General features: G+C 60.5%; 11 protein-coding genes. 7 read left to right on the forward strand and 4 right to left on the reverse strand.

All coding sequences use genetic code 11. The features are described 5' to 3' along the window. The 6 genes from BM315_RS16340 to cysC form a co-directional block, all read left to right on the forward strand. Nucleotides 1-3,126, forward strand: a 3,126-nt coding sequence (locus BM315_RS16340) for a cadherin repeat domain-containing protein (protein ID WP_141123965.1), incomplete at its 5' end; no start/stop codon positions are given. A gap of 52 nt (nucleotides 3,127-3,178) precedes the next feature. Further along, nucleotides 3,179-5,830: a tetratricopeptide repeat-containing sulfotransferase family protein gene (locus BM315_RS16345; RefSeq protein WP_090502887.1), complete on the forward strand. Its 2,652-nt coding sequence runs from the start codon at nucleotides 3,179-3,181 to the stop codon at nucleotides 5,828-5,830. Continuing rightward, on the forward strand, nucleotides 5,824-7,113 hold the full coding sequence (locus BM315_RS16350) for a TolC family protein (protein WP_090502889.1): 1,290 nt from the start codon (nucleotides 5,824-5,826) through the stop codon (nucleotides 7,111-7,113). The genes BM315_RS16345 and BM315_RS16350 overlap by 7 nt, the downstream gene beginning before the upstream one ends. Before the next feature lie 4 nt (nucleotides 7,114-7,117). Further along, nucleotides 7,118-9,283, forward strand: a complete 2,166-nt coding sequence (locus tag BM315_RS16355; protein WP_090502891.1) for an ATP-binding cassette domain-containing protein — start codon at nucleotides 7,118-7,120, stop codon at nucleotides 9,281-9,283. Then, nucleotides 9,273-10,490, forward strand: coding sequence for a beta-barrel domain-containing protein (locus tag BM315_RS16360; protein WP_090502893.1), 1,218 nt, complete (start codon nucleotides 9,273-9,275; stop codon nucleotides 10,488-10,490). Before BM315_RS16355 ends, BM315_RS16360 begins: the two co-directional genes overlap by 11 nt. Further along, nucleotides 10,468-11,067 carry an adenylyl-sulfate kinase gene (gene cysC / locus BM315_RS16365; RefSeq protein ID WP_425287792.1) on the forward strand — a complete coding sequence of 200 codons (600 nt, stop codon included), beginning with the start codon at nucleotides 10,468-10,470 and terminating at the stop codon, nucleotides 11,065-11,067. The genes BM315_RS16360 and cysC overlap by 23 nt, the downstream gene beginning before the upstream one ends. A gap of 74 nt (nucleotides 11,068-11,141) precedes the next feature. Here the strand turns inward: cysC and BM315_RS24690 are convergent, their stop codons facing one another. Beyond that, nucleotides 11,142-11,297: a hypothetical protein gene (locus BM315_RS24690; protein ID WP_170862236.1), complete on the reverse strand. Its 156-nt coding sequence runs from the start codon at nucleotides 11,295-11,297 to the stop codon at nucleotides 11,142-11,144. Nucleotides 11,298-11,531: 234 nt separating this feature from the next. Between BM315_RS24690 and BM315_RS16370 the strand changes: the two genes are divergently transcribed. Then, the gene (locus BM315_RS16370) at nucleotides 11,532-12,143 is read left to right on the forward strand and encodes a LysE family translocator (protein ID WP_090502896.1); all 612 of its coding nucleotides are present in this window, start codon (nucleotides 11,532-11,534) and stop codon (nucleotides 12,141-12,143) included. A gap of 264 nt (nucleotides 12,144-12,407) precedes the next feature. Here BM315_RS16370 and BM315_RS16375 read toward each other — a convergent pair whose 3' ends face one another. The 3 genes from BM315_RS16375 to BM315_RS16385 are packed head-to-tail and all read right to left on the reverse strand — an operon-like array spanning nucleotide 12,408 to nucleotide 17,230. Beyond that, nucleotides 12,408-13,415, reverse strand: a complete 1,008-nt coding sequence (locus tag BM315_RS16375; protein WP_090502898.1) for an Abi family protein — start codon at nucleotides 13,413-13,415, stop codon at nucleotides 12,408-12,410. A 57-nt stretch (nucleotides 13,416-13,472) separates the two neighbouring features. Beyond that, entirely contained in the window at nucleotides 13,473-15,764 is a 2,292-nt protein-coding gene (locus tag BM315_RS16380) for a restriction endonuclease subunit S (RefSeq protein WP_090502900.1), read from the reverse strand. Beyond that, entirely contained in the window at nucleotides 15,761-17,230 is a 1,470-nt protein-coding gene (locus BM315_RS16385; RefSeq protein WP_090502902.1) for a type I restriction-modification system subunit M, read from the reverse strand. Before BM315_RS16385 ends, BM315_RS16380 begins: the two co-directional genes overlap by 4 nt. Nucleotides 17,231-17,250: the final 20 nt, after the last annotated feature.

Genomic DNA, 17,250 nt, shown 5'->3' on the forward strand with positions numbered 1-17,250 from the left:
GCCACAGGTTCCACCAGCTACAGCCTGAAGGCGGGGGGCGACGCGTCCCTGTTCAGCATCGATGCCAGCAGCGGCGCAGTGACCCTCACCGCCGATCCGGATTACGAAACCAAGCCAGGCTACAGCTTCACCGTGCTAGCCACCGATGCCGCAGGCAACGCCAGCGAGCAGCTTGTTACGCTGGGCCTCAGCAACCTGGATGACACTGCCCCGCTCATTACCTCGGCTGATACCGCAACGGCGATCAACGAGAACAGCGGCGCCGGGCAGGTGGTGTACACCGTCACCAGCACCGACACCACCGACGTGGTGACCGGTAGCACCAGCTACAGCCTCAAAGCCGGCGGTGATGCAGCGTTGTTCAGCATCAATGCCGTCACGGGCGAAGTAACCCTGACCGGCAACCCAGACTACGAAACCAAGGCGAGCTACAGCTTCACTGTGGTCGCCACCGATGCGGCGAGCAATGCCAGCGAGCAAGCTGTCACCCTGGCGATCAACGACCTGGTGGATGAAGTCGCACCCACCGTCAGCAGCATCGCCATCAGCGCTGCCAGTGGCGCGCAGAACAGCACCCTGAATGCGGGCGATGTGGTCAGCGTTACTGTGACCATGGATGAAGCCACGCTGGTCGATACGGCAGGTGGCACGCCGCGTGTGGCATTGAATATCGGCGGCAGCACCGTCTACGCCGATTACGTCTCGGGCAGTGGCAGCACCGAGCTGGTGTTCCAGTACACCATCCTGGCAGGCCAGACCGATGTGAATGGCATCAGCCTCGACGCCAATGCACTGCAGGCCAACGGCGGCACCCTGCGCGATGCGGCGGGTAATGCGGCTGTTCTGGATCATGGCGCAGTGGCCGATAACGCCAGCTACCTGGTGGATACGACTGCTCCCAGCTTCACCTCGGGCGCCACAGCCAGCGCCATCGACGAGAACAGTGGTGCCGGGCAAAGCGTTTACACGGCTGCAGCGAGTGACGTGGGTAGCGTCTCCTACAGCCTCAAGGCTGTTGCTGACCATGCGAACTTCGCAATCGATGCCAGCAGCGGTGCAGTGACCCTGACCGGCAACCCTGACTACGAAACGAAAGCTAGCTACAGCTTTACCGTAGTGGCCACCGATGCGGCGGGCAACGCCAGCGAGCAGGCGGTGACGCTCTCGATCAACGACCTGGATGAGATCGCGCCGACGGTCAGCAGTGTGGCCATCACCAGTGCCAGCGGTGCCCAGGGCAGCCTGCTCAACGCCGGTGATGTGCTCAGCATCACCGTGACCCTGGATGAGAACACCATCGTCACCGGCACACCGCGCGTGGCCCTGAATATCGGCGGCAGCACGGTCTACGCCACCTACGCCTCGGGCAGTGGCAGTACCGCGCTGCTGTTTCAGTACAGCGTGCAAGACGGCGACACCGACACCAACGGCATTGCCATACCGGCCAACGCGCTCGAACTCAATGGTGGCACGCTCAAGGATGCCGCCGGCAACGACGCGCTATTGAGCCACGATGCCGTGGCTGACAACGCCAGCTATCAGGTCGACACCACGGCACCCAGCGTGACCTCGGGCGCTGTGGCTGCTGCAATCAGCGAAAACATTGGGGCTGGACAGACCGTGTATACGGCTGCGGCAACCGATGCCAACACCGTCACCTATAGCCTCAAGGCCGTGGATGACCATGCTGCCTTTAGCATCGACGGCGCCAGTGGCGCGGTGACGCTGACCGGTAACCCAGACTACGAAAGCAAAACCAGCTACGCCTTTACCGTGGTCGCTACCGATGCAGCGGGCAATGCCAGCGAGCAGGCAGTTTCACTGAGCATCAACGATGTGGATGACACCGGGCCAGCGGTCAGCAGCGTGGCCATCAGCAGTGCCACGGGTGTGCAGAACAACACCCTGAATGCTGGTGACGTGGTCAGTGTGACGGTCACCATGAACGAGGCGACGCTGGTCAATACCGCGGGTGGCACGCCGCGCGTGGCGCTGACTATCGGCGGCAGCACGGTCTACGCGGATTACGTCTTGGGCACGGGCACTACGTCGTTGGTGTTCCAATACACCATTTTGGCCAGTCAGACCGACGCCAATGGCATCTCGATAGCAGCCAATGCGCTTCAGACCAACGGCGGCACGCTGCGCGACGCGACTGGGAACGATGCGGTGCTAACCCACGCCCTGGTGGCCGACAACGCCAGCTACCTGGTCGACACCAGCGCGCCCACCGTCAGCGGTGTCAGCAGTACCACCGCCGCCGGCACCTATGCCGTGGATGACGTGATCAGCATCCAGGTCGCCTTCAGCGAAGCGGTGACGGTCACCGGCACACCACAACTGACGCTGGAAACCGGCACCACCGACCGGGTGGTCAACTACGCCAGTGGCTCCGGCACAAACACCCTAACCTTCAGCTACACGGTGCAGGCGGATGACTCCAGCGCCGACCTCGACTACCTGAACACTAACGCACTCAGTTTGAACGGCGGCACGATCCGCGACGCCGCTGGCAATAACGCCACCCTGACTCTGGCCAGCCCCGGCACGGCGGGGTCCCTGGGGGCGAACGAGGCCATCGTTATCGATACCTCGGCGCCAGCGGTCGATACCAGCATTGTGGTGTTCGATTTGGTTGAGGGCGTAAGCTCCAGTCACAGCAGCCGTACCTTCGACGCGAACACCAGCTACACGATCTATATCCGCGTCAACAGCAACTCGGTCACGCTGAGTACCGACGGTGACGGACCCGGCGCCAGCGATACCTGGGGTGCGTGGTCTGGCGCCAACAAACTGAGCACTGACGACAGGATCGTTCTGGTGGGCAACGGATCAGCTGTCAAGGGAATAGGCAGTACTGCCGTGAATTCATTCTCCGCCGTGAATGGCCCGGCTGCTGGCAACGGTGCTGCATTTTGGGGGTCGACATCGGGTCAGGCAGCCAGGCTGCTTGGGAGCGGCGGATTTGGTCGCACCGTCATCCACGGTACCAGGAGCTTGGTTGACGTAGACCTCTGGGGTGGCTTGTTCCCCAACATCACGAACTATGACGCCCACTATGGTCTGGGACAGGTTTACTTGATCAACATGCCCGCCGGTGTGCTGACCTCACAAGGTCTGGCTTGAGTAGGGTGCGCCACACAGAGCGTGAGAGGAGCCAAAGTTTGCTGCAGCGACCATGATGCTATCTATTCTGCGCGGTCTTGCCGACCGGCAAGATTTCCCTGCTTTACGGGGCGCTGCGGAAGCAGCCTGGGAGGATTCGGCTGACCCGGCATGCCTGGCTCTGCTGGCCTTTGCCCAAGCCCAACTGGGGGAATTCGAAGAAGCGGGTCATGCGCTGTCTGGGTTGTTGGAGTTGATCGACCGGCTGGATTGCGAAACCCGTGTCGACCTCGGTGCCGTTTGCTTATCGCTCGGTCGTGTCGATGAGGCCGGCGCACTGCTGGAGGCGGTGCTTGCCGTGCAGCCAGGCCACTCCCTGGCTCTGGCTCGTTTGGCTTGGTGCCGCATGCAGCAGGGGCGCGTCGACCAGGCTTTGGAGTTGTACCAACGTAGCGCGGCAGTGCAACCGCGACAGGCTGTCTTGTTGAGCATTGCGCAGCTGCATCTGCAAATGGATCACGCACCAGGCGCACTGGAAGCACTGGAACTCGCAGCGAATCTTTGGACGGAACAGGCCGATGAGTGGCCTGAGCCTCTACAGCAATATCACCAAGCACGACTGCACAGGCTCCAGCTGGAAGTGTGGCTGGCAGCGGGACAGCAGGCCGAGGTCGAGGCCTGGCTGGCGGCGCGGCGTTCGGCATTACCCGAACAGGACTGGTGCGCATTGCTGCAAGGCTACGCGCAACTGTTGCAAGGCGGCGGCCAGCACGCGCAAGCCGAGGATGCCCTGCGCGAGGGCCTGAAGCACTGCCCGCAGCACCTGCCGCTGTACAGCCAACTGGCTGAGATCGCCGCCCTGCAGGGGCGCACGGCGCAAGCAGCAGCCTTGCTGCGCCGGGCCATTCGCCTTGCCGAGGAGCAGGAGGACGATCTGGTTCCGCTGTGGGTGCGCCTGTCCAGCCTCCTTTTGCAGCACAATCCCATCGCCGCACGCCAGGCCGCCGAACGCGCGATGGCGCTGGTGGATTCGCTTGCGCAGGCGGGCCGGGGTAGCTGTGAGCAACTCGGTTCATGGCGCGTTCAGGCCGAACTGGCCTTGGCAGGCGTGGAGTCGCACGAGCTTCACTACGTTGAGGCCGAACAGCGTTACCAGTCTCTGCTGGAGAAACACCCCGGGTTGCTGGCCGCGCTGATCGGCCTGGGGCAGCTGCGGATGCAACTGGGACGCATCGATGAGGCGGTGACGCTGTTCGCCCGGGCCAGCGAGATCGACCCCGCGCGAGGCCACGCGGCGCTGATCAACGCCCGCCACTTCCCCGATGACGTGGCGACGCTGGAACAGCTGGAGCGTCTGGCCCGTATGCCGGGGCCCGAAGGGCGTGTCCGAAGTGGCCTGCTGTTTTCGTTGGCCGCAGCCTGGGAAAAGCGCAAGGACTACGCCAAGGCCTTTGTGCTCGCCGATGAAGCCAATACCGCCAGCCGCAAGTTGCTGAACTATGACCCCGTAGCTCACCGCCAGCGCTGCGCACGTATCCGCCATGCCTTCAATCGTGAGCTGTATGAACACCGCGGTGGCTTGGGCAACCACTCGACCCTGCCCGTGTTCGTGCTGGGTATGCCGCGTTCCGGCACCACGCTGATCGAACAGATACTCGCCGGCCATAGCCAGATCCACGGTGCTGGCGAGCTGGGCGTGATACCGGGTGTGATCGCCGGATTGGAGCGCTGGGAGCGCCGGGTTGGCTCAGGCCGGCATTACCCCGACTGTGTGGACGACCTCAGCGCCAAGGTGGTTGCGGGTATCACCGGCAACATCCTCAAGGAGCTGCAGGAGTACGCCCCCGAGGCGCTGCATGTGGTGGACAAGCTGCCGCATAACTTCGAGAACATCGGCCTGATCAAGCTGCTGTTTCCCAACGCGCGGATCATCTCGGTGCGCCGCGATCCGCGTGATATCGCCATCTCCAACTACTTCACCGACTACGCGGCCAAGCACGGCGGCATGGGCTTCGCCTACGACCTGACCTGGATCGGCGAGCAACTGGCCGACCACAACCTGCTGCTGCAGCACTGGGATCAGGTGTTCCCTGGTGAAATTCTGCAGGTACGTTACGAAGACGTGCTGGCCGACCCGGAGCGCGAGGCGCGGCGCATGCTGGCATATGTCGGCGTGGCCTGGGAGCCGCAGGTACTTAATTTCAGCGAGCTGCAGCGGCCGGTGAAAACCGCCAGCGTCTGGCAAGTTCGCCAGCCTCTTTACACCACCTCCATGGCCAAGTGGGCGCGCTATGAGGCGTATCTCGCGCCCCTGATTCGTGGCACCAATGCCCGCATCGAATGGCAACCCATCACCGATATGGTGACGCTACCTGTGCCCGGCCTGCTGGAAACCGGCGTGGCGTTTTACCGCGAAGAAAGGCTGGATGATGCCGAGTATCACTTCAAGCAGCTGTTGCATCACTTGCCCGAGCATGCCGCCGCCACCTTTATGGTGGGGCTGATCTATGTGCGTAAAGGTCATCTGGACGAGGGCATCGCCTTGATGCTCAAGGCGCATGAGCAATGCCCGTGGAATGGCCAATGGCGTGATGATCTGGCGCAGGCGTATGAGATGGCCGGTGAGCCGGAGAAAGCTGCTTTGTTGAAACGCAAAAAACCGCACTCGGCGCACGCTAGCGTGACCGACAACGAACACGAAATCGATGGAGAGTTTGCATGGTAACGTCCTTGCCACGCCTGGGACGGCGTAGCCTGGTGGCCGTATGCCTGGCCGCTTTGGCGCTGCCCGCGAGCGCACAGCAGGCGGATGGTTTGCAGGCGGCATTGCAAGCCGCACTGAGCCTGCACCCGGCCGTCAGCGGCAAACAGGCGCAGATCCAGGCACGGGAATATTCTGCCGATGCCGCGCGCAGCCAGCGCTATCCCAGCCTGACCGCCCAGGCTCAGCAGTATTCGGCGTCCAATCGGGATGTAGCCACCGGTGAGGATCTTTCCACACCGGTAACCCTGCGTGCTCGTCAGCCGCTGTGGGCATTCGGGCGCATCGACAACAGCATCGCTTTCGCCGATGCCGACACCGATGTCGAGCGCGTCGATCTGCTGCGGGTACAGCGTCAATTACTGGAGCAGACGGCTGTTGCCTACGCCAGCGTGTTGGGCAGCCGCCAGCGCTTGCAGGTGGTCGAGGCCAGCCTGGCCGCTCACCAGTCACTGTTTGAGCAAATCAGCCGCCGCGAGCAAGGCCAACTGGCGTCGACCGCAGATGTGCGCCTGGCGACCACTCGCCTGGCGCAAGCCAAGGCGCGGGTCGAGCGTTACGCCGGGGAGTTGGAAATTGCCGAGAGTGATCTGCTGGCCCTGACCCAGGTCCCCTTGCCGGCCAAGCTGCCGGTGGCTTCGGGCTGGTTGCAGGTCAGTGAGGGCGACGCTTTGCGCCAGGCCGCCCTGCAGGGTAGTGCCGAGGTGCGCTACAAAAAGCAGGAAATCGAACGGGCCAAAGCGGGCGTGGATCAAGCGAAAACGGCTTCCATGCCGACGATTTACCTTCAAGCCGAACAGGACTACGACCAGCCTACCTACCGTGATGACACCCGCGTCAGCCTGGTGTTGGAGGGCACACTGGAAGGCATGGGCTTCGCTACCCGTGGTCGTACGGGGGCCGCGGTGGCGCAGCAGAGTGCGGCGGAAGACGATCTGAGCTACGCCGTCAACGAGCTTGAGCGCAGCGTGCGTCGCCTGCAACGCAGCCGTGAGTTGCAGGATGAGTTGATTCGAGTGCAGGGCGAGTCACTGACCGAGCTGGAGGCTGTACTGGGGTCATATCAGCGTCAATACGCGGCCGGCAGCAAAAGCTGGCTGGATGTGCTGAATATCCAGCGCGAATTCAGCGAGCAGCATTTGCAGTTGGTGCAGGCACAGAGCGATTGGGTGATCTACTCGCTGCAGTTGGCAGCGCTGACCGGTGGCCTTGATGCCTCGGTTGCCTTAAATACCGAGGAGTTGTAACCGCATGGATGGGCAAACCTATGCTCAGCAGCAGAGCATTGCGCCTGCGCTGGTGAAACACTTGTTGGCGTCGTTACAGATCCCCTGCGACAACGCTGCGTTGCAGCAGGCCTGCACGCAGGTCGGTCATGCGTCTGCAGCTTTGCGGCCTGCCGAGTGGCTCAGGCAGGTGCTGATCCAGGCCGGGCTGAAAAACCTCGCACCCGTGCAGCTGGCCTGGCGCCGCCTCGACCAGCGCCGGCTGCCGGTGTTGGTCCGCGCGGGTGATGAGTGGTTTTTGGCCGTGCGCGAAACAGCGGAGCAGCTGACGTTGATCGACGCTGCAGGCGCGCGTCGCGAGATGAGCGATAGCGAGTTGCAGGATGCCCTGGTGGTCTGGCTGCGGGCCCCTAGCAACAGGAGCGCAGACACTGGGCCAGCGTTTGCGGGCAATCTGGCGACCCGCCTGGTCTGGCGTGAGCTGTTTCGTGAGCGTGGCTGGCTGTGGAAAATCATGGTTGCCACGGTGCTGGTCAATTTGCTGGCTGTCGGTACCTCTATTTTCGCCATGCAGGTCTACGACCGTGTGGTACCCACACTGGCCTACGCGACCCTGACCACGCTGGTGACCGGCATGGCGATGATCATCCTGCTGGACTGGTTGCTGAAAACCACCCGTGCGCGGATTCTGGACAGCCTTTCCTGTGCGGTGGACAAGCGCGTGTCGCAGCAGGTCTTCGAGCACTTGCTGCATCTGCGTCTGGATCAGCAGCCGCGCAGCCTTGGGACGCTGGCGGCGCAGGTGGGCGGGTTGGATGCGGTGCGGCAATTCTTCAGTTCGAGCGTGGTGTTCGCGCTGGTGGATCTGCCCTTCGCGCTCATGTTTCTGGCGTTTATCGCCATCATCGGTGGCGCGGTCGGCTGGGTGTATGCCCTGTTGCTGCCGGTGGCATTGATGCTGGGCTATGTGACTCAATGGCGTTTGCGCGCATTGCTGAGGCAGCAAATGCTGCGCAGTAACGAGCGGCAGGGGTTACTGGTCGACAGTATTCGCGGGGCCGAGTCCATCCGCGCCAATAACGCCGGCTGGCGTTTTGCCCAGGAATGGCAAGCCGTTACCGCGAGCATCGATGGCTACAGCATCCAGCAGCGTGCCATCAGCAGTTTTTCCAGCGTGAGTACCAGTAGCCTGTCGACCCTGGCCTATGTCGCCGCCGTGGTGGTTGGGGTATGGCAGATCGAGGCCGGTCTGCTGACGATGGGCGGGCTGATCGCGTGCAGCATCCTGGGCGGTCGGGTGATTGCGCCAATCGCCCAGAGTGTTCAGTACCTCGCGCAGTGGCAGCATGTCCGACAGGCACTGCAGATGGTGGATCAGGTGCTGTGCCTGGAGCGTGATCGGCGTCCGGACCAGCAATTGCTGCTGCCGGATGAGTTGCCCAAAGAGGTCGCGCTGGACCGCGTGCGCTTTGCCTATCCCGAGTCGCCAATCTGCCAGGTCGATATCGAGGGACTGCAGTTCAAGGCCGGCGAGCGCGTGCTGCTGGTAGGGCCGGTGGGCTGCGGCAAGTCGACTCTTTTGAAAATTCTTGCGGGGCTGTATCGCCCCGGTGAGGGTCGTGTGCGCCTGGGTGATGCCGATCTGTGGGAAATCGATCCGCAGTTGGTGGCCAGTCAGGTGGGCTATCTGCCGCAGACAGTGCAGCTGTTCAAGGGCAGCCTGCGTAGCAATCTGGCGTTGACCGGCGCGACCAGTGACTCGCGTCTGTTGCAGATCACCCGTGAGCTGGGCATCGATGCCATTGCCGCATCCAGCCCCCAGGGCATGGATCTGTCGATCAGCGAGGGCGGAGAGGGCTTGTCTGGCGGGCAAAGGCAGTTGGTTGCGCTGGCACGGGTGCTGATCAATCAGCCACGCGTATGGCTGCTGGACGAGCCGACCGCTGCGCTTGACGGTGAATCCGAGCAGCGCGTGTGGGCCGCCTTGCAAGAGGCGGTGCGCCCTGAGGATATTTTGATCGTTGCGACCCACCGGCCGATGGCGGCCGTGCGTCTGGCAACTCGGGTCATTGTCATGCAGCAAGGGCAAGTGGCAAAGGACGGTGCACCGGACCGGGTGCTGGCACAGCTGCTGGCCCGTCCGGTTGCTTCATCACGTATGGGTAAAGGAGGGACGCTCGATGTGGTCTGATCGTTTCTCACAGGACGACGACGCGCGAATTCAGGCGCGTGTCAGCAGGTTGCAGAACTCTCACCGCGGCCGTCAGGGTTGGTTATTGATGGCTGTATTCATTGCTGTTGCCACCTTCGGTGTATGGGCTTCGCTGTTTCGTATTGATGAGGTCGCTCGTGCCACTGGCGAGGTGATCGCCAGCAGCCGGGTGCAGATTATTCAGTCTGTGGATGGTGGGGTTCTGGAGCAGTTATTGGTCAAAGAAGGCGACAGGGTGGCGCCTGGTCAGCTGCTTGCGCTCATGGAACAGACTCGGCTCGGGGCGTCGGTAGGTGAAGTAGAAACCCGTTTATTTGCTCTTCAGGCCAGGGCTACCCGGTTGCGGGCTGAAGTCATTGGAGAGCGTCAACTTGTCTTTCAGGCTGACCTGCTTGAGCGGTCTCCGGAAACGGCACGTGTCGAGGAGGCGTTATTCAAGCAGCGCCAACTGGGTCTGGAGGAAGAACTACGCACCATGCGTGTGGCGGTTTCCCTGGCGCAGAAGGAGTTAAGACTGGTTGAGCAGCTTTACTCGAACGGTGATGCCAGTGGCTCTGAGTTGCTGCGCGTGCAGCGTGGGCTCAATGAAGCTGAAGCCCGATTGGTGAATCGGCGTAACAAGTTTCTTGAGGATGCCAGGCTTGAGCTGGTCAAGGCTGAGGATGATATTGCGCAGAATGGGCAAACGCTGACCCTTCGTAAGCAGCAGCAGCAGGACAGCGTGTTTACCGCAATGGTGCCGGGCATCGTCAAGAATATTCGTGTAACCACGGTTGGCGGGGTGCTACGGCCGGGCGAAGAGCTGATGCAGATTATTCCGGTCGATGATGAGTTGATGATTGAGGCCAAGGTGAGTACCGCCGATATTGCCCGCGTTGTACCGGGCCTGGAGGCGACTGTTCGTTTCGATACCTTTGACTACACCATATTTGGCGGCGTCAAAGGCGAGGTCGCTTATGTCAGCGCCGATAGCCTGAAGGAAGAAACCAATCGCGGCATGGATATCTATTACCGCGTGCGGGTCAAGCCTGCCAGCCATCCGGTTACCTCAACAACCGGCAGGGTGCTGGAAGTGCTGCCAGGGATGACGGCTCAGGTCGATATCCGCACCGGCGAGCGTACGGTGATGGACTATTTGCTCAAGCCTTTGCGTAAAACCCTGAGTGAGTCGTTCGGTGAACGGTAGTTCTACCTTGGTTTGTCGCCAGGATAGCCGGGTTAGCCGAGAGCAGCGGGAGTTGCTCAACGTTCAGCGTGGTCAGGTGCTCTGGCTTACGGGGCTGTCAGGCGCGGGGAAGTCCACGCTGGCTTATGCTCTGGAAGCACGGTTGTATCTTCTGGGGCGGCGCTGCGTAGTGCTTGACGGAGACAACCTGCGAGGTGGCTTGTGCGCTGATCTGGGCTTTACGCCTGAAGGGCGCCATGAAAACCTGCGACGCGCTGCCGAAGTTGCCAAGCTGTTTGTCGAGTCAGGGGTGATTTGCATAGCCGCTTTCATCTCTCCAACCTGCCTTGATCGGGCAATGGTTCGAGAGATCGTCGGCCCAGACGATTTCTCCGAGGTTTATCTGAATTGTTCTTTGCAGGCCTGTGAAGCCCGTGATGTAAAGGGACTTTACCAGCGGGCCAGGGCGGGAGAGATTTCAGACTTTACGGGAATTACTTCTCCATACGAGCCGCCGTTACGACCAACGCTAACACTGATGACTGAGTGTTTGTCGATCGAGGATTGTGTGCAGCGGCTAATTGAGTGCCTTGGTTAATGGGTTGCTGATGGCTCCGACTTTCTGCCGGAGACAACAGGATCCGATCAAGGCCGTCCCCATCGATTTGATTGCTACTGCGTCGATGCGCTACTCAGCCCAGCTTTTGATCTAGTAATGAACACCTGAGCTTCAAGATCCTTGCCTTCCGTGTGATGCAGGATCGAACAGCCCATCGATGCCAGCGCGCCTTTATTGGTGCAGCTTTTCGCGCGCACGGGTATTTTCATGGTGCTGTCCTTCGCCACCCTGATCGCTTATGCCATGGTGTGCAGCACGGGCCAGAAATCTGCTGGCGCAGGCTGCTTTCGCCAAATGGCCGAACTGCGCGGTAGGCGCGGTATTCATCTCGTTCGGCGCCGCGCTGTTAGCCCTGCGCCGGCCTGCAGCCTGAGCGGCCAGCGCGTCGCAGCTATCTCAGGCGCACGGCAATCGAGCCCAGCGCCGACGACAAGGAGTCATCGATGCAACTCTACCTGCTGTTTCTGCTGATGGCCGCCGCCACCGTGGCCAGCCCCGGCCCTGGGGTGGTCATGACCCTGAGCAATGCCCTGCGCTACGGCTTGCGCGGCACCTTTGGCGGCATTCTCGGCATCGCCTTCGGCGCCTTGGTGGTCGCGGCGATTTCGGCTACCAGCCTGGGGGTGTTGCTCGCCACTTCGGCGCAGGCCTTTACCCTGCTCAAGTTCATCGGCGCGGCCTACCTGGTTTACCTGGGCATTCGCCTGTGGCGGGCGCCGCCGTTCGACTTCTCCACGCAAGCGACGCCCAGCGCGAGCTTCCCCCGGCGCTTCGTCGAGGGGCTGTCGTTGCAGTTGACCAACCCCAAGGCGGTGTTTTTCTTCCTGTCGATCTTTCCGCAATTCATCGACCCGGCACGCGACTATTCGCTGCAGTTCGCCACCCTGGTGCTGACGTACAGTGCGCTGGTGGTGTGCATTCACTGCACCTATGCGCGGTTTGCGCGGCGGGCAAAGGCCTGGCTGACCTCGCCACGTGGCGGGCGCATCGTCAATAAAACCGCTGGGGTGACCTTTATCGGCTTCGGCGCGGCATTGGCTTCGGCGAGCCGCTGACAGGTCGTTGGGGATGAATCCAGATGGTAAGTCTGCTCCCTTATCCCCCTGGCAAAGGACATGCAGGACGCATCCACATGGATGCGTGCAGAGCTGAGACGTAGAGCTGATTGTCGGCGCGGTGCGAGTAAGGTTGGCCAGCTTTTGACGCCAGGCGGCGGTTGACGCAATGACGCAGCTGCCTATAATTGGCAGCAACACGGCCCCTGTCGGTTGATGCGCTTCGGTGCTGAGATTGCTCAGGGGTTTTTTATTGCCTGCGATTTACCAGTCCCGGGCCTTCCAGCCATCGTCCACGCCCATCCGATCTAGGCCAAGATTCAGGTGTGTCAGGTCTGGAAAGTCATTTTCCAGCAACGCTTTCAGTCGTGCTCCCCAGCTTGATGAGGGATTGATGATCTTCATCAGGTGTTGAGTCATGCACAGCAGCATGAACGGACGAGCCTGCCGCTGAGGGTCGTTATGAAACGCAGCCAGTGACGGTGCTTGAGCTACTGGCGGCAGTTTCGGCTGGTCAACGATGTTGCGATTCCAAAGCCGGCTGTGGTGTGCGCATACGTTGCGCAAGTAGTTCAGGCTACGTAGCCAGCTGGCAAAGATACGGCCATTGCTGATGTTGTACTGCGTTGAAATGGCGTCCTGATCAGCTTCGGTCATGCCATCGAATAGCGTCGACAGAGTGCCGAAGTCCCAAACCTCGCACGCTACCCAAACGGCCAAGGGCAGGCCGTACTTGTCTTTGTTATGGCGTATGAAATCTTCCTTGGAGCGGTTGATCAGCGTCGCATGCTTGCTCAGCCAGCCATGATGTTTGGTCAAGCCTGTTTTGCCATCCAGCTTGCTGGAGAAGCTTTCGTGAAACAGCTCTGGTTGCAGGTAAGCGAACTTATGGTGCTTACCCAGGCCATGAGAGATGTCGACGCGCAGGGCGATTTCAATACGCTCCAGTGCGTCCAGCACGAGCAGCCGCAGTTTCTTATCGAACACGTACAGATCGACAGCGTTCTGGAAGGTCGTTCCTGGGCGGAAGTCGTCGAGCGGTAGCCGGTCTTGTTTGACCTTTTTGGGTTTTTTCCCGCTATGCGGATCGAGCGGACAGCAGAGCTCTGTTCGCTCGCGGAAGGCAAACCAATAACCGCTCAGCCGGTAATAGCCGATGCGCTCCAGGTAATCCAATGCCTTGGCATTGTCCGTGGCGGTCATACCGCGAGCGGTTAGCTGGTCGAGCTGTTCCTGGTAGCTTTTCCAGGGTTTTGGATAGCCTGGCATCATTTGAGAATGACCTTGGGCATCTGCAGTGTTCTCCTTGCCTTCCAGAGTGCCATTTGATTACTCGAAGCCTGGCAAGGTGAGCATGCCGCCAGTGGTGCGGTTGCCAAAGCCTGTTGGAATAAGGGCCTCGTGCTTTTTCATTTCGGCGAGTACCGCCAACCATTCGGCTTTGCTGAAGCGCAGCTTGGTGTCATTCCAGCGGTGCATGACTTCGGCCACGATGGCTTCATCGGTGACCGGGCGGCCTTCGAGGATAAAGTCGTTCCAGGCGGCGTAGAGTGTCACGGTCTTTTCGCAACGGTCCGTATCCCAGTCCCGCATCAGCTCGATGACCCGTTCAATGGTGGCACGCTCAGCAGCCGGCCAGGTGCTTTCATACACTTGCCGATGCTGGCCTGCATCGGAAAGGGGGTGGTAGGCATAGCCAACGGTCTCGCGCTCGATGCGCTCGTACCACTGGCGGTTTTGCAGCTCGCCTTCGATCTGCTTCATCAGCTGGCGATCATGGGGGCCGGCGGCGTCGCGCAGGTAGTCACCTTGGATCGCGGCGAGCCTGGCCGCATGTTCGGCCAGGTAAATCACCTTCTGCAGCTTGCGCTGGCCAAAGGTGCGTTGGCCATGCAGCCGATGAGTGATTTCGGCGGCGAGCAGGGTGCGAGCGACCTGCCGATCCGAGACAACTGGTGCCTGCTGGCTATCATCGGCAAGGGCGCGCTCGACCAGGGTGCTGGCCAGTTGCTCGTTGAGTTGGCGGGCCTGGGTTAGGCGGGTTTTCAGTTGGTCGCAGAGAGCCATCAGTTGATCGACTTTGGCGACGATGCGGTGTTGCTCCGCCACTGGCGGAATAGGAATAGGGAGCAGCCGTAAAGCGCCTAGGTTAAGCCCCTTATATGCAATTCCTCGAAGCTGCTGATTTATTCTCTGCCAAAAATAACTAGACTGCATTGCTATCGACAGGTATTGGGCATTCAAATTTGGACTACGCGGAACAACAGCAACTTCTCTTGCGACGTTGTAGCCCGCAAGTTTTTTGTCCACGACCGCCACGCCGCCCAATGTCCCACGGATATTAATAAGTATCTCTCCACCTCGAAGGCGTGTCCGGATATAGTCCCGCTCTATATCATGCGCTACTTTTCTGACGCCTCGTAAATCTATATATCCAGGTTTGACATCGCTACATCTAAGGGTGGGCACTCCACCCTGTTTTGGCTCAGTTCCAAGCTTAATAACCCCGTATGAGATATCCCGTCCCTCTTCGAGAAGATTGCAGAGGTTTATCCAGTACCATTGGGATGGAACTGAATATGGCGTGACTTTTTCATCGACTAGCTTTGGCGCTTTAGCCCCAAAGCTATGGAGGTTTGGTAAGCCCTCACTGAGATCTTGCGGTACCAGCTTGCCCATCACGGCCAGTTGCAGCAGGGTTTGTTTGAGGGCGTCGATGCTGAGTTCGGTGGTGAACAGGGTGTGGAAGTGTTCGGCCAGACGCTGCCAGTTGGTGGAGAAATCGGTGGCGTCGCTGGCTTGGGTCAGGCTGTCGAGCAGCACTTGCACCAGTTGGGCGTGGGCGCTTTCGGCGTCGGCCTGCCGGGCTTCCAGGCGGTCGCACAGGGCCATCAGCTCATCGACTTTGGCGACGATGCGGTGTTGTTCGTTGAGGCCAGGTAGCGGAAGGGGGATAGCTTCCCACTTTCCTTTATTTAGAATCGCAATGGTTGTACTAGATGACTCGCTCCAGGCTTTGCCTTGGAAGTATTCGGATCGTGCGGCAACCCGCAGATACTGCGGGAGACCTTTATAAAGAGTTGCCGAGTTGATTTGCTGATTGAAGGAACAGTCCCGTTCAATCAGGTTGCACTTACCAATTGTGCCGATACAAACCATCAGAAGGGAGCCGGCTTTTGCTATTCGGCCACTTTGAGATGCCCCCAAAGACGACAAGCCCTCGCCGCTATAGTCAACTTGATCGGGATAGATGTCGCCGGGTTTTATAAATGGCACGTCCGAGCCGAATAGTTCGGATTGGCTCTTGCTCGGCGTTGTACCTGTTTGAGTGAGGCAAATATCACCAAGTCGAGTCCACATCCATCCGGCAGGTAGCTCAAACGGCTTTTCATCGTCCGACACTTCTGCCGGCGGCTTCTGCTTCCTGATTTTGCCCTCAGCCACCCACCGCGCCTTTTCGTCGGCAATCCGCCTCAACAACTCACTGGCCGGCTCATCATTCGGATCTTGCGCCACCAACTTGCCGCGCACCGCCAGTTCCAGAATCAGCTCACGCAGCTTCTTGATGCCATTGGGCGCGCCGGCCAGCAGCGGCAGGTTATCGGTGAGCAACGCCGTCATACCTGGCGCTCCAAGGCTTCGGCCAATACCGCCTTAAGCTGATCACGCAGGTCGCTGATCTCGCCTTGCAGGCTGGCGTAGTTACGCAGCAGTTCGTCTGGGTCGTGGCTGATCTGCTCGCCGATATGCGGGTTTTTGCAGTCCAGGTTCCAGTTGCGCGCTTGCAAGTCCTCGATGCTGACCTTCCAGGCAGACTGGTTCTCCACCCGTGCGGCAAAGCCATCGGCCTCACTGCCCCACCAGTCTTGTTCCACGGCGAACTCTTCGATACGCATGGGGCGGGTCTTAGAGTAGTTCTTCACCCCGGCTGGGTACTGGTGTTCGTAGAACCACAACTGTTTGGTCGGCGTGCCCTTGGTGAAGAACAGCAGGTTGGTCTTGATGCCGGTGTAGGGGTTGAACACGCCGTTGGGCAGGCGAACGATGGTGTGCAGGTTGCACTCGGTGAGCAGCTTTTCCTTGATGCGGCTCTTGATGCCTTCGCCAAACAGGAAGCCATCGGGCAGCACCACGGCGGCGCGGCCACCGTTTTTGAGCAGGTGCATGATCAGCACCAAAAACAAATCGGCAGTCTCGCGGGTGCGGAAGGAGGCGGGGAAGTTGGTCTCGATGCCGTCTTCTTCCATGCCACCGAACGGCGGGTTGGCGACGATGCAGTGCACGCGCTCGCTCGGGCCCCAGCTGATCAGCGGTTTGCTCAGGGTGTTGTCGTGGCGGATCTGGCTGGGCACCTCGATGCCGTGCAGGATCATGTTGGTGGTGGCCAGCAGGTGCGGCAGCGGCTTTTTCTCCACGCCGAAGATGCTGGCCTGCAGGGTGCGTTCGTCCTCGGCGGTTTTCACATAGCGGCTGCGCTTGTGCTCGATGGCGCAGGTGAGGAAGCCGCCGGTGCCGCAGGCCGGGTCCATGACCTTTTCTTCCAGCTTGGGGTCGACCATGCGCACCATGAATTCGGTGACCGGGCGCGGGGTGTAGAACTCACCGGCGTTGCCGGCGTTCTGCAGGTCGCGCAGCAGCTGCTCGTAGAGGTTGCCGAACTCGTGGCGTTCCTGGGCCTTGTTGAAGTCCACGCCTTGCTGAATCTTGTTGATCACCTGGCGCAGCAGCTGGCCGGATTTCATGTAGTTGTAGGCGTCTTCGAACACGCTGCGCACCACAAAGGCGGATGGCGTGTTGCTGAACTCGTGCAGGTTCTGCAACTGGGGGAACAGGTTGTTGTCGATAAAGCCCTTGAGGTCTTCGCCGGTCATGCCTTCCGGGTCGGCGGCCCAGGTGCGCCAGCGGCAGCTTTCGGGGATCGGCGACTTGTAGCTGTCGTCCATCAGCTCCCATTCCAGCTCGCGGTCATCGAAGATCTTGAGGAACAGCAGCCAGACCAACTGGCCGATGCGCTGGGCGTCGCCGTCGACGCCGACGTCTTTGCGCATGATGTCCTGGATGGATTTGATGGTGGAGCTGATCGACATGACTAATTCTCGGCAGGTGC

Origin of the sequence: Pseudomonas borbori (genome assembly GCF_900115555.1) — a bacterium.
In the GTDB taxonomy this organism is placed as follows: domain Bacteria; phylum Pseudomonadota; class Gammaproteobacteria; order Pseudomonadales; family Pseudomonadaceae; genus Aquipseudomonas; species Aquipseudomonas borbori.